The organism is Streptomyces sp. NPDC006294, assembly GCF_042870895.1.
Classification (GTDB): Bacteria; Actinomycetota; Actinomycetes; order Streptomycetales; family Streptomycetaceae; genus Streptomyces.
This window is the reverse complement of the sequence record NZ_JBIAHV010000010.1, coordinates 269706-282519: the sequence shown is the minus strand read 5'-3', so window position 1 is coordinate 282519 and position 12814 is coordinate 269706. Positions and strand designations below refer to the sequence as shown.

Sequence of the window (12814 nt, the reverse complement as noted above, 5' to 3'; positions counted from 1 at the left end):
CGTCCTTCAGGACAGATGGGTCTGTGTCGAGCGTACGCCGCCACTCCACGATCTGGACAGCATGTCCGCAATGCGGGACGACCGGTTCAGTCTCCGGTCGCCGCGGCGGGGCCCGCCGGGTCCGCCTCCGTGAGATAGCGCTGCAGCGTGGGCGCCACGATCCGGATGATCTCCTCCGGATCGGCGGACGCCAAGGGCTCCACCCGGATCACGTACCTCAGGATCGCGATGCCCACCATGTGGGAGGCGGCGAGCTCCGCCCGGAACCGCGGATCGGGCACGTCCAGCTCCGCGGCCACCCGCTCCAGCAGGTGCCGCAGCACGAAGCCGCGCAGCACCTTGGCCGCCGCCTCGTGCGTCAGCGCGGAGCGGATGATCGCCAGCAGCGGGGCACGGGACGCCGGGTTCTCCCAGACGCCGATGAAGAAGCGCGCCAGGCGCTCGCCGATGCCCGGCGCGCCCTGCCCCAGGATCTGCGGGACGACCGTCGCGGGCTCGAAGGAGACCTCGATCGCGGCCGCGAAGACGTCGTCCTTCGTACCGAAGTAGTGGTGGACGAGCGCCGCGTCGACCCCGGCCGCCCTGGCGATGCCGCGCATCGTCGTCTTGTCGTAGCCGCGCTCCGCGAACTCCTCGCGGGCCGCCTGGAGGATGCGCTCGCGCGCCCCCGGCCCCTCGCCGGCCGCCCTGCGGGCCGGGCGGCCGCGCCCCCTGCGCTCCTGCGTCATGAGACACGGCTGGCCGACGCCAGATGCAGCCGTGTGAAGGCCAGCGCCTCCGCGAGGTCGGCCTCGCGTTCGGCGGCGGACATGGCGCGCCGCGTGTTGACCTCGATGACGACATGGCCGTCGAAGCCGGTCCGCGCCAGCCGCTCCAGCAGCTCGGCGCACGGCTGGTCGCCGCGGCCCGGCACCAGATGCTCGTCCTTCGCGGACCCCTTGCCGTCGGCGAGGTGCACATGGCCCAGCCGGTCCCCCATCCGGTCGACCATAGCCATGGTGTCCGTGCGGGACGTCGCGGTGTGCGAGAGGTCGATCGTGAAGTGGCGGTAGTCGTCCTTGGTGACGTCCCAGTCCGGGGCGTACGCCAGCATCTCGCGGTCCCGGTAGCGCCACGGGTACATGTTCTCCACGGCGAACCGCACGTCCGTCTCGTCCGCCATCCGCCAGATCCCGCTGACGAAGTCACGGGCGTACTGGCGCTGCCAGCGGAACGGCGGGTGCACGACCACCGTCGACGCCCCCAGCTTCTCCGCCGCGGCCCGCGCCCGCTGGAGCTTGACCCACGGGTCGGTGGACCACACCCGCTGGGTGATCAGCAGACACGGCGCGTGCACGGCGAGGACGGGCATCCGGTGGTAGTCCGAGAGCCGGCGCAGGGCCTCGATGTCCTGACTGACCGGGTCGGTCCACACCATGACCTCGACACCGTCGTAGCCGAGGCGTGCGGCGACCTCGAAGGCGGTCGCCGTCGACTCCGGATAGACGGAAGCCGTCGACAGGACAACCTTCGCATCCGGGATACGCACGACTGGTTCTGCCACGGAGACAGGGTACGGGGCCGAACTAGCCGGTAGTGAGGTGATCGAGACGGCGCAGGATGAGTCCCTCGCGCAGCGCCCACGGACAGATCTCCAGCTCCTCCACGCCGAAAAGGTCCATCGCACCCTCCGCGACCAGGGCTCCCGCGAGTATCTGGCGGGCCCGGCCCTCGGACACGCCGGGCAGCTCGGCCCGCTGTTCGACGGTCATGCCGGCCAGCTTCGGCACCCACTCCTCCAGCGAACTGCGACTCAGATCACGCTGTACGTACAGTCCCTCCGCCGAGCGCGCCGCGCCCGCGATCCGGGCGAGCTGCTTGAAGGTCTTGGACGTCGCCACGACGTGATCGGGCTTCCCGAAGCGGGTGAACTCCCCGACCGTACGGGCGATCTCCGCCCGCACATGGCGGCGCAGCGCCTTCACGTCGCGCATGTCCGGCGGGTCGCCCGGCAGCATCGCGGTGAGCCGCCCGGCGCCGAGCGGCAGGGACACCGCCTTGTCGGGCTCCTCGTCGATGCCGTACGCGATCTCCAGGGAGCCGCCGCCGATGTCGAGGACGAGCAGCTTTCCGGCCGACCAGCCGAACCAGCGGCGGGCGGCGAGGAAGGTGAGCCGGGCCTCCTCCTCACCGCTGAGCACCGTCAGCACCACACCGGTCTCGTCCTTGACCCGCGCCAGCACCGTGTCCGCGTTGGTGGCCTCGCGCACGGCGGAGGTCGCGAAGGCGAGAACCTCCTCACAGCCCTTGTCCTCGGCGGCCTGAAGGGCGTCGGTGATGGTGGCGACGAGACGGTCCACCCCGTCGGGGCCGATCGCCCCGTCCGCGTCCAGCAGCTCCGCGAGGCGCAGCTCCGCCTTGTGGGAGTGGGCGGGCAGCGGCCGCGCACCGGGGTGGGCGTCCACCGCCAGCAGATGCACCGTGTTCGAACCGACGTCGAGGACTCCGAGTCTCATGGACGGAACGCTACTGCGGCCGCGCGCATACGCTGGACCTGTGCCAAAGACGAAAAAGGCGAAGCCGGGCAAAGCCAACCCGTTGACCGAGATCGAAGCAGACGAGAAGGGCCTGGACTTCGCCCGCGCCTGGGTGGAGTTCCCGGATCCGGCGGACGACGAACAGGTCTTCCGCTGCGACCTGACCTGGCTGACCTCGCGCTGGACATGCATCTTCGGCAGCGGCTGCCAGGGCATCGAGGCGGGGCGCGCGGACGACGGCTGCTGCACGCTGGGGGCGCACTTCTCCGACGAGGAGGACGAGCAGCGCGTCGCCGGGCACGTGGCCCGCCTCACACCGGAGGTGTGGCAGTTCCACGACGTCGGCACGGGCAAGGGCGGCTGGGTCCAGGAGGACGAGGACGACGGCGAGCGCCAGACCCGGCGCTGGGAGGGCTCGTGCATCTTCCAGAACCGCCCCGGGTTCGCGGCCGGCGCGGGCTGCGCGCTGCACATCCTTGCGCTGCGGGAGGGCCGCGAGCCGCTGGAGACCAAGCCGGACGTGTGCTGGCAGCTGCCGGTGCGGCGTACGTACGAATGGATCGACCGGCCGGACGACACGCGCGTTTTGCAGGTCTCCATCGGCGAGTACGACCGCCGGGGGTGGGGCGCAGGCGGCCACGACCTGCACTGGTGGTGCACTTCGGCGACGTCCGCGCACGGCGCGGGGGAGCCGGTGTACGTGACGTACCGGCCGGAGCTTACGGAGCTGATGGGCAAGGCGGCGTACGACGTCCTGTCCGACCTCTGCGAGTCCCGCCTCTCCTCCACCCTCCCCCTCCTGGCCCCCCACCCGGCGGACCCCTCCTGACCCGGGCCGCGCCTCAACCGCGGGCGGGGCTGAAGTTGCCGGTCTTGTCGGGGGCCCCGCCCCGGACCCCGCGCCTCAATCGCCGGCGGGGCTGAAGTTGCCGGGCACATCCAGCCGGGCCGGTGAGGCGTCCGGCGGGGCTGGGCGCATCCAGCCCGGCCGGCGATTGAGGCCACCGCGCGAAGCGCGGTACCGGGGCCCGGGCGAAGCCCGGGCCGCCCGGCCGGCGGGCCGTGGACGCCGAACCCCGGGACCCGGCCGCCCGGAGGGCGTACCGGGGCCCGGGGGAGCCTCTGGGTCAGTCCGCCGGTGGCGGTACCGCCGGATCCGACGGTGGGGCCGTCGGCTCCGGCTGGGTCGGGTCCGGGTCGGACGGCGACGGCGACGACGGCGGCGGACTCGACGGCGGCGTCGGATCCGGGTCCGGGTCGGGCGACGACGGCGGCGGGGACGACGGCGGCGTCGGATCAGGCTCCGGGTCGGACGACGACGGCGGCGGGGACGACGGCGGCGTCGGATCAGGCTCCGGGTCGGACGACGACGGCGGCGGCGTACTCGCCACGTCCCCGTACCCCCGGATCAACACGACCGCGCCCGACGGATCGACGCCGACCCGCGCCACCCACGCCCCCGGGGGCTCGCGCGTATGGTCGACCGTCACGTACAGAGTGATCGTTTCGCCGGGGCGCAGCGTGCCGGACGACCGGCTCGGATACAGCCAGGTCGCGTCCGTCCACACCGCCCAGCGCACCGGCGATCCGCCCAATGCCGTGAGCGTGATGCGCGTGCTGTCACCGGCCGGTTCCGCCTCGACCGTGATCCGGCCGGGGCCGAGCTGCCCGGGGCCGGTCGGCGGCACGGGGCCGTCCGTGCTGACGACCTCGACCGAGACGTCCGGCGAACGCCGGTTCGCGCTGAACCGCGGGTCCGGCGTCACGCTCGCGTTGCCCGCGTTCTCGTAGTGGTCGTACGGGTCGACCGCCGACCCGCCCCCGTCCGCCCGCTCGCCCGCGCTGGCCGCGGGCCCCCGCGCCTCGCCCGTCAGTGGCGCGCCCCGGTACGCCGCCCACAGGGCCAGCACGGGGGCCGCGACGACCGTGGCCACGACGGTCGTCGTGACGGCCCTGGCACGCAGCCGGTCACGCCGGGCCGCATGGTCCTTGGGGTCCAGGGGGAAACCGGTGGGCCCGAAGCGCGGCCCGCCCGCCCGCGCCCGCGGCACGTGCTGCATCGCCAGGTACGCCGCCGACCGCGGCGCCTCGACCAGCGGCAGCGCGGCCGGGGTGACCGCGGAGCCGGGCCACGGCCCGCCCGCGCCGGCGCGCTCCGCGGCGCGCCGGCAGCGCGGACAGTCGTCGACGTGCCGCACGAGCTCCTGCCGCAGGGCCGCGGAGAGCAGCACCCGGTTGTCGCCGGTGAGGCGGCCGACGGCCGGGCAGTTGCCCGTCTCGACGACGGCCAGCGCCGCACGGGTCCGTTCGACCTCGCAGGCCGCGGCCGCGAGGAGCTCGCGTGTGGCCGCCGGCTCCGCCCCGAGGACGGCGGCGACCTGACCCGCCTCCAACCGGTGCCGTACGGCGAGTTCGAGCGCCTCGCGCTGCTCGGGCGTGGTGCCGGCGGCCTCCGGCCAGGCCAGCACGGCCAGTTCGGCGCGCCGGCGCCGCGCGGTCTCCGGCGGCACGCGGGGTGCGGCTTCCCCGGAGTCGGCCGCCCGCCCCGTGTGCGCGCCCTGACGCCTGCGCCGCTGTTCGGTCAGCCGGCGCAGACACGCCCACCGTGCGAGCGCGTACATCCAGGCGGTGCGCTCGGCCGCGCCGGCCGGGCAGCGCCCGTGCTGGCGTTCGGCGATGGCGAGCACGTCACCGAGGACCGCCGTGGCCGCGTCGTGGTCGCACAGCACGGACAGGCAGTAGGTGAACAGGCCGTCCAGGTACGGCTCGTAACGTGCGGGCGGGCGTCCGGGGCTCGTACGGGGGGCGCGTCGGTGCGCCCGGTGTGCGCCGGTGGTGTGCGTAGGGGGCTCCAGCCTGCTGCTCGTCACTCCGTGACCGTAGGGGCAGGACCACAGCCCGTTCGTACCCCTTGAGCCCTTTTAATCCCTACGGGTGAACAGTTCCCTCGAAGGGGGACAGCAGAAGCGTGCCGCTGCCCGAATGCGCTGCCGAACAGGCGGACGAACCGTTCCTCCTTCCGGCGGAACGACAGCGCTGTCAGACGGGCCGGTTACGGTGTGCGCATGGCTGCCCGTACGAAAACCGCGAAGGACCGGCCGTCCTACCGCTGCACGGAGTGCGGCTGGACGACCGTCAAGTGGCTCGGCCGCTGCCCCGAGTGCCAGGCATGGGGGACGGTCGAGGAGTACGGCGCGCCCGCCGTCCGCACCACCGCCGCCGGCCGTGTCTCCAGCGCCGCCCTGCCGATCGGCCAGGTCGACGGCCGGCAGGCGACCGCCCGCTCCACCGGTGTCGACGAGCTGGACCGCGTCCTCGGCGGCGGCCTGGTGCCCGGCGCCGTCGTGCTGCTCGCGGGCGAGCCGGGCGTCGGCAAGTCGACGCTGCTGCTCGACGTCGCGGCGAAGGCGGCGAGCGACGAGCACCGCACGCTCTATGTGACGGCCGAGGAGTCGGCGAGCCAGGTCCGGATGCGCGCAGACCGGATCAAGGCGGTGCACGACCACCTCTATCTGGCGGCGGAGACGGACCTGTCCGCCGTGCTGGGCCACCTCGACGCGGTGAAGCCGTCCCTGCTGATCCTCGACTCGGTGCAGACCGTGGCCTCCCCGGAGATCGACGGCGCCCCGGGCGGCATGGCGCAGGTGAGGGAGGTCGCGGGCGCGCTGATCCGCGCCTCCAAGGAGCGCGGCATGTCGACGCTGCTCGTGGGCCATGTCACCAAGGACGGCGCGATCGCGGGCCCCCGGCTGCTGGAGCACCTGGTGGACGTCGTGCTCTCCTTCGAGGGGGACCGCCATGCCCGGCTGCGTCTGGTCCGCGGTGTGAAGAACCGGTACGGCGCGACCGACGAGGTCGGCTGCTTCGAACTGCACGACGAGGGCATCACCGGCCTCGCCGATCCGTCGGGCCTCTTCCTGACCCGCCGCGCGGAGCCCGTCCCCGGCACCTGTCTGACCGTGACCCTGGAGGGCCGCCGTCCGCTGGTCGCCGAGGTCCAGGCCCTGACCGTCGACTCCCAGATCCCCTCCCCCCGGCGCACCACGTCCGGTCTGGAGACCTCGCGGGTGTCGATGATGCTGGCCGTCCTCGAACAGCGGGGCCGGATCACCGCCCTCGGCAAGCGGGACATCTACAGCGCCACGGTCGGCGGGGTGAAGCTCTCCGAGCCGGCCGCGGACCTGGCGATCGCGCTCGCCCTGGCGTCGGCCGCGAGCGACACCCCGCTGCCGAAAAACCTGGTCGCGATCGGCGAGGTCGGCCTCGCGGGCGAGGTCAGGAGGGTCACAGGCGTCCAGCGCAGACTGGCGGAGGCGCACCGGCTGGGCTTCACCCACGCCCTGGTCCCGTGTGATCCCGGGAAGGTCCCGCCGGGTATGAGGGTCACAGAAGTCGCGGACATGGGCGATGCTCTACGGGTACTGCCGAGGGGCCGTCAGGGCGGCTCCGGCGGCGCTTCACGCGCAGAGCGGGCACAGGCCCCCCGGGAGGAGGCGGCTCGCCGGTAGACTTTGCCCTGGTCTCGCCCACCCGTACGAGCCGGAGGAGTGCAGTGGCAGCCAAGGACGGGGCATCAGCACCCGGAAAGTCCGGCGGAGGCTCCGGCAACGAAGCGCTGATCCGCGCCGCCCTGAGCGCCGTCGCACCGGGCAAGGCGCTGCGCGACGGCCTGGAACGCATCCTCCGCGGAAACACCGGGGGTCTCATCGTTCTCGGCATGGACAAGACCGTCGAGTCGATGTGCACCGGCGGCTTCGTGCTGGACGTGGAGTTCACCGCCACCCGGCTGCGCGAGCTGTGCAAGCTGGACGGCGCGCTCATCCTCGACAAGGACATCTCCAAGATCCACCGGGCCGGTGTGCAGCTGGTCCCCGACGCCTCGATCCCCACGGAGGAGACGGGCACCCGCCACCGCACCGCGGACCGCGTCTCCCGCCAGTGCGGCTTCCCGGTCGTGTCGGTGTCGCAGTCGATGCGCCTGATCGCGCTGTACGTGGACGGAGAGCGCCGGGTTCTGGAGGAGTCGGCGGCGATCCTGTCCCGCGCCAACCAGGCCCTCGCCACCCTCGAGCGGTACAAGCTCCGCCTCGACGAGGTCGCGGGCACGCTCTCCGCGCTCGAGATCGAGGACCTCGTCACGGTCCGGGACGTCACGGCGGTCGCGCAGCGTCTGGAGATGGTGCGCCGCATCGCGACCGAGATCGCCGAGTACGTGGTCGAGTTGGGCACCGACGGCCGCCTGCTGGCCCTCCAGCTCGACGAGTTGATCGCGGGCGTGGAGCCGGAGCGCGAGCTGGTCGTCCGGGACTACGTGCCCGAGCCCACCTCCCCCAGAGCTGCGCCCGGGAGGGGCCCCCAGCGCTCCCGGACCGTCGAGGAAGCACTGGCCGAGCTGGACGCGCTCAGCCACGCGGAGCTGCTCGAACTGCCCACGGTGGCAAGGGCGCTGGGCTACAGCGGCTCGCCCGAGACGCTCGACTCCGCGGTCTCCCCGCGGGGTTACCGGCTGCTGGCGAAGGTTCCGCGGCTGCCCGGCGCGATCATCGAGCGGCTGGTCGAGCACTTCGGCGGACTGCAGAAGCTGCTCGCGGCCAGCGTCGACGACCTGCAGGCAGTGGACGGCGTCGGCGAGGCGCGCGCCCGCAGCGTGCGGGAGGGCCTGTCGCGGCTCGCGGAGTCGTCGATCCTCGAACGGTACGTGTGAGCAACCGGTCCGCGCGAGCAACCGGTCCGCGCGAGCAACCGGTCCGCGCGAGCAACCGGTCCGTGCGAGCGGTCCGGGACTTCCCGGCCCGACTCAGCCCTTCTCGAGGCGGAAGGAAGCCGGCAGCACCGTCGCGCCGGGGAACGTGGCCTCCAGCAGGTAGGTGCCCGCCCCGACGGCGCCGCCCTTCGGTGTCGCGCACTGCGGCGCGCTCCGCTCGCGGTCCCACTCCACGGAGTGCGTGATCGTGGACTTCGCGGGGACCTGGAGCAGCCGGCTTCCGGCGGGGCTCGGGCAGTCCTTGGTGGACCACACGCTCTCGTCGTCGGAGTCGGTCACCGTGATCACGGCGGACCTGGGGCCGAAGTCCGCCTTGCAGGTCGTCGCGGAGGAGTTGGTGACGGCGAGACGGAAGACGGGCTTCTCGTCCGGCTCGTAGGCCACCTTGGCGCTGCTCAGCGCGAACTTGAGTGATCCCGGGGCGCAGTTGGCGAGCGTCGAGCCTGCCGGTACGGGCCGGCCTGCGGAGCCGCCGCCCGACGCGCCGCCGGCCGCGGTACTCCCGGTGGCTCCGTCCGTCGTGCCGTCCGAACTCCCGCCGGAACCGGTCGAGCCGCCGGAACCGGTCGAGCCGGCGGAGCCGGTCGAGCCACCGGAGCCGTTCCCGCCGTCGTCCCCACCCGTGCCCGACTCGTCGCGTCCGCCCGGCTGTTCAGTGATCGCGGGACCGGACTGGCCGGGGCCGGGCGTGATCGTGGAAGCGGGGGTCGTACCGCCGGCGCCCTTGCCGTCCGCCCCGCCGCCGCCTCCCGCCGAACTGACGGCCCATACGATCAGCACCGCGAGGAGCGCGACCAACGACGCCGCCACTGCCCTCCGTCGCCAGTAGATGGAGGAGGGGAGCGGCCCGATCGGATTGCGCAGAGATCCCACGGCCCAAACTCTACGAGAGATCGGGGCCAACTCCCGCCCCACCCGCCGCCGTACTTACCAAACTCTGCCGATCATCATCACGGACCGTGTTCCGCACGGCCGTTACTTTCGTCAAGGGTGTTCCCCGCCGATCGCCAAAGGTCATGGTCACCCCGGAGCAGGTACGGTCCGTGACCATGGACAGCAGCATCACCCGCGATCTCTACCGCGACATCATCGACTTCGCCCACACCACTCCTTCCTGGGTGCAGCACCTGGCCGAACTGTGGACGGAGGCGGGGCTCCTGCTCTTCGGGGTGCTGTTCGTCGTGGCCTGGTGGCGCTCGCGGACCGGCGACACCCGGGCCGTCGCCCTCGCGGTGCTCGCCCCGCCGGCGACGGCCGTCGGTTATGTCGTCAGCGAGTCGCTGAAGTCGGTCGTGGACGAGGAACGCCCGTGCCGCACGGTCGCGGACGCGGCGGCGTCACTGGTGCCGTGCCCGCCGACGGGCGACTGGTCCTTCCCGAGCAACCACGCGGCGATCGCGGGCGCGGCGGCGGTCGCTCTGGCCCTCGCCTGGCCCCGCATCGCGCTGCTCACCGTGCCGATGGCGCTGCTGATGGCCTTTTCCCGGGTGTTCGTGGGCGTCCACTACCCGCACGACGTGCTGACGGGCCTGCTGCTCGGTGCGGCCGTCGCGACAGCGGCGACGCTGCTCCTGGCCCGGCCGGCGGGCTCGCTCCTCACCACGATGCGGACGAGCCGTACGCCCCTGGCGCTCTGGCTCGCGGGCCCGGGCCCGCGCCTCCGCCGGACCCGCGCCGCCTACGAGCCCCGAGCCTGACCCGCCCCCACGCTCAGCCCGGCCCCGCGCCTCAATCGCCGGCGGGGCGTGAGTTGCCGGTCTCGTCGGGGCTCCGCCCCGAACCCTGCGCCTCAATCGCCGACGAGGCTGAAGTGGCCGGGCCACACGCCCCCGCGTCCGGTATTGCCCGCGGGGCTGGATGTGCCCGGCTCGGGCGGGTTGCCGCGCAGCGGCATTTCCAGCCCGGCCCGGGGGTACTCCGCCTGGCGGCGTGGGGGTTGCCCCCACTCACGGCCGGCAGGCCGTGGGAGGAGATTGAGGCCACCGCGCGAAGCGCGGAACCGGGCCAGGGCGGAGCCCGGCCCACCCACCCGGCGGCACGGGCCCGAGGCCCCGGCCCGAAGCGACGCCCCCGCGGGCCGGGGCCCGAGGACAGGCCGGCCCCGGGGCGGAGATCCGGTTCGGAGGGGACGCGCGGGCGTCCCCGGCAGGCGGATGCCGCCCCCGCACCGGCGGACGTGCCAGGATCGGGGTGCCATGACTGTCACTCACGTAACCCAGACGTCCGACACCCTCGATCCCGCCTCGCTCCACACCCCCGTCATCGCCTGGTTCGACAAGCACGCCCGCGACCTGCCCTGGCGTCGCCCGGAGGCCGGCGCGTGGGCTGTGATGGTGAGCGAGTTCATGCTCCAGCAGACTCCGGTGAGCCGGGTGCTGCCCGTGTACGAGCAGTGGCTGGCCCGCTGGCCGCGCCCCGCCGACCTCGCGCAGGAGGCGCCCGGCGAGGCCGTCCGCGCCTGGGGCCGGCTCGGCTATCCGCGTCGTGCCCTGCGTCTGCACGGCGCCGCGCAGGCGATAACGGAGCGGCACGGCGGCGAGGTCCCCACCGAGCACGCGCAGCTCCTCGCGCTGCCCGGCATCGGCGAGTACACCGCGGCGGCCGTGGCCTCGTTCGCGTACGGGCAGCGGCACGCCGTCCTGGACACCAACGTCCGCCGGGTGTTCGCCCGCGCCGCGACCGGCATCCAGTACCCGCCGAACGCGACGACCGCGGCCGAGCGGAAGCTCGCGCGCCTGCTGCTCCCGGAGGAGGAGCGGACGGCGGCACGCTGGGCGGCGGCGTCGATGGAGCTCGGCGCGCTGGTGTGCACGGCCAAGAACGAGGACTGCTCCCGCTGCCCGATCGCGGACCGGTGCGCCTGGCGCCTCGCGGGCAAGCCGGCGCACGAGGGGCCGGCCCGCCGGGGCCAGACGTACGCCGGCACGGACCGCCAGGTCCGCGGCAGGCTGCTGGCCGTACTGCGCGAGTCGGTGACCCCGGTGCCGCAGTCGGCGCTGGACGCGGTCTGGCACGAGCCGGTGCAGCGCGGCCGTGCGCTGGACGGGCTGGTCTCCGACGGACTGGTCGAGCCGCTCGAGAACGGTCACTACCGCCTCCCGCTGACCTGACCCGGCCCGCCCCTGCTGGAGGGGAGCCAGAGTCCCTACCCCACTCCCGCCACACCTGAAACATCCGCTGTTACACAACCGATGGACGGCCGTGCGCCGTCCGACGGCTGCTCCGCACAGCGCCGTGACAACCGCTCCGTAGGTTCTTGTGACGCAAGGACACACGGGGTTTCACGGGGACGGAGGCGGTTGGAATGGCGCACGGCGAGGTGCTCGAATTCGAGGAGTACGTACGCACCCGGCAGGAGGCGCTGCTGCGCAGCGCCCGTCGCCTGGTCCCCGACCCGATCGACGCGCAGGACCTCCTCCAGACCGCCCTGGTCCGCACCTACGGCCGCTGGGACGGCATCGCGGACAAGTCGCTCGCGGACGCCTACCTCCGCCGCGTCATGATCAACACGCGCACCGAGTGGTGGCGGGCGCGCAAGCTCGACGAGGTCCCCACCGAGCAGCTGCCCGACGCGAGCGTCGACGACGGCAGCGAGCAGCGCGCCGCCCGCGCCCTGCTGATGGACGTCCTCAAGGTGCTGGCGCCCAAGCAGCGCAGTGTGGTCGTGCTGCGGCACTGGGAGCAGATGAGCACCGAGGAGACCGCTGCCGCGCTCGGCATGTCGGCCGGTACGGTGAAGAGCACGCTGCACCGGGCCCTGGCCCGGCTCCGTCAGGAGCTCGAGGCACGGGACCTGAACGCCCGCACCCTGGAGCGCGATGAGACGCGGCGAGCGGCCCATCGGCGTGACGAACGGGAGCAGGAGCGGTGCGCGGCCTGAGAGGCAGTGGCAGGACCTTGACGGCGACGGCCGGGCTCGTCGCCGCCGTCCTGCTCGCGGTCGGCTGCTCCACCGGTGGTACCGGGGTGCAGGACGAGGGCGCGGTGCCCTCGGAGGCGGCGAGCAAGGCGACCCCTTCCCCGTTGCCGTCCGGCAGCCCGGGGCATTTCAGGGAGTCCGTGGACGCGGTCGAGCTGCTGCTGGCCGACCCGAAGGTCAGCTCGCGGGTCAAGGCCGATCTCCGGCCGTGCGCGAAGAACTCGTACCCGGTCGACACCTCGTACGCCCAGCTCACCGGAAACGGCACGCCGGACGTCGTCGTCAACGTGCTGACCTGCGGTGACGCGGTCGGCCTCGGCACGTATGTGTACCGGGAGACGGGCAAGGCGTACGAGAACGTCTTCGCCGTCGAGGAACCGGCGGTCTACTCGGCGGTCGACCGGGGGGACCTGGTGGTGACCAAGCAGGTGTACACCAAGGACGACCCGGTGTCCGACCCGTCGGGTGAGGAAGTGAGCACCTACCGCTGGTCGGACGGCAAGTTCACCCGGGAGTTCTGGGTGCGCAACGAGTTCAGCCGTGCGGTCGGCGAGGGCGAGGTGGTCGCCACGGAGGCACCCGCGCCCGGCGAGAACTGAGAGAGCGGGGAGAACA

The 12814-nt window shown here is 73.3% G+C and carries 12 protein-coding genes; 7 read left to right on the top strand and 5 right to left on the bottom strand.

Translation table 11 applies throughout. The annotated features are described in order from the left end of the window. Positions 1-86: 86 nt before the first annotated feature. The 3 genes from ACFYOP_RS20250 to ACFYOP_RS20240 are packed head-to-tail and all read right to left on the bottom strand — an operon-like array spanning position 87 to position 2495. Entirely contained in the window at positions 87-728 is a 642-nt protein-coding gene (locus ACFYOP_RS20250) for a TetR family transcriptional regulator (RefSeq protein ID WP_356897821.1), read from the bottom strand. Continuing rightward, positions 725-1543: a sugar phosphate isomerase/epimerase gene (locus ACFYOP_RS20245; RefSeq protein ID WP_356897822.1), complete on the bottom strand. Its 819-nt coding sequence runs from the start codon at positions 1541-1543 to the stop codon at positions 725-727. The genes ACFYOP_RS20250 and ACFYOP_RS20245 overlap by 4 nt, the downstream gene beginning before the upstream one ends. A gap of 22 nt (positions 1544-1565) precedes the next feature. Continuing rightward, a complete protein-coding gene (locus tag ACFYOP_RS20240; protein WP_356897823.1) occupies positions 1566-2495 on the bottom strand; it encodes a Ppx/GppA phosphatase family protein in 930 nt (309 codons plus the stop codon). Positions 2496-2535: 40 nt separating this feature from the next. Between ACFYOP_RS20240 and ACFYOP_RS20235 the strand changes: the two genes are divergently transcribed. After that, positions 2536-3345, top strand: coding sequence for a hypothetical protein (locus ACFYOP_RS20235; protein ID WP_356897824.1), 810 nt, complete (start codon positions 2536-2538; stop codon positions 3343-3345). A gap of 298 nt (positions 3346-3643) precedes the next feature. Here the strand turns inward: ACFYOP_RS20235 and ACFYOP_RS20230 are convergent, their stop codons facing one another. Beyond that, complete coding sequence (locus ACFYOP_RS20230; RefSeq protein ID WP_356897825.1) at positions 3644-5386, bottom strand: hypothetical protein; 1743 nt, start codon at positions 5384-5386, stop codon at positions 3644-3646. A 195-nt stretch (positions 5387-5581) separates the two neighbouring features. Between ACFYOP_RS20230 and radA the strand changes: the two genes are divergently transcribed. Then, positions 5582-7024 carry a DNA repair protein RadA gene (radA, locus tag ACFYOP_RS20225; protein ID WP_356897826.1) on the top strand — a complete coding sequence of 481 codons (1443 nt, stop codon included), beginning with the start codon at positions 5582-5584 and terminating at the stop codon, positions 7022-7024. Positions 7025-7068: 44 nt separating this feature from the next. Then, positions 7069-8220, top strand: coding sequence for a DNA integrity scanning diadenylate cyclase DisA (gene disA / locus ACFYOP_RS20220; protein ID WP_356897827.1), 1152 nt, complete (start codon positions 7069-7071; stop codon positions 8218-8220). A 93-nt stretch (positions 8221-8313) separates the two neighbouring features. Here disA and ACFYOP_RS20215 read toward each other — a convergent pair whose 3' ends face one another. Next, a complete protein-coding gene (locus tag ACFYOP_RS20215) occupies positions 8314-9153 on the bottom strand; it encodes a hypothetical protein (protein WP_356897828.1) in 840 nt (279 codons plus the stop codon). Positions 9154-9329: 176 nt separating this feature from the next. Here ACFYOP_RS20215 and ACFYOP_RS20210 point away from each other — a divergent pair, with 176 nt between their 5' ends. From ACFYOP_RS20210 to ACFYOP_RS20195, 4 genes are all read left to right on the top strand, one after another. Continuing rightward, positions 9330-9977 (top strand): phosphatase PAP2 family protein, encoded by a 648-nt coding sequence (locus tag ACFYOP_RS20210; RefSeq protein ID WP_356897829.1) that lies wholly within the window; start codon positions 9330-9332, stop codon positions 9975-9977. A 498-nt stretch (positions 9978-10475) separates the two neighbouring features. Further along, on the top strand, positions 10476-11390 hold the full coding sequence (locus tag ACFYOP_RS20205) for an A/G-specific adenine glycosylase (protein ID WP_356897830.1): 915 nt from the start codon (positions 10476-10478) through the stop codon (positions 11388-11390). Between the two features lie 194 nt (positions 11391-11584). After that, complete coding sequence (locus tag ACFYOP_RS20200; RefSeq protein ID WP_356897831.1) at positions 11585-12160, top strand: SigE family RNA polymerase sigma factor; 576 nt, start codon at positions 11585-11587, stop codon at positions 12158-12160. Beyond that, positions 12148-12798 (top strand): hypothetical protein, encoded by a 651-nt coding sequence (locus ACFYOP_RS20195; RefSeq protein WP_356897832.1) that lies wholly within the window; start codon positions 12148-12150, stop codon positions 12796-12798. The genes ACFYOP_RS20200 and ACFYOP_RS20195 overlap by 13 nt, the downstream gene beginning before the upstream one ends. The last annotated feature ends 16 nt before the right edge of the window (positions 12799-12814 follow it).

Coding starts and splice junctions, on each gene's coding strand:
- ACFYOP_RS20200 (WP_356897831.1), top strand. CDS start 11,585: ATGGCGCACGGCGAGGTGCTCGAATTCGAGGAGTACGTACGCACCCGG.
- ACFYOP_RS20250 (WP_356897821.1), bottom strand. CDS start 728: ATGACGCAGGAGCGCAGGGGGCGCGGCCGCCCGGCCCGCAGGGCGGCC.
- ACFYOP_RS20210 (WP_356897829.1), top strand. CDS start 9,330: ATGGACAGCAGCATCACCCGCGATCTCTACCGCGACATCATCGACTTC.
- radA (WP_356897826.1), top strand. CDS start 5,582: ATGGCTGCCCGTACGAAAACCGCGAAGGACCGGCCGTCCTACCGCTGC.
- ACFYOP_RS20240 (WP_356897823.1), bottom strand. CDS start 2,495: ATGAGACTCGGAGTCCTCGACGTCGGTTCGAACACGGTGCATCTGCTG.
- ACFYOP_RS20205 (WP_356897830.1), top strand. CDS start 10,476: ATGACTGTCACTCACGTAACCCAGACGTCCGACACCCTCGATCCCGCC.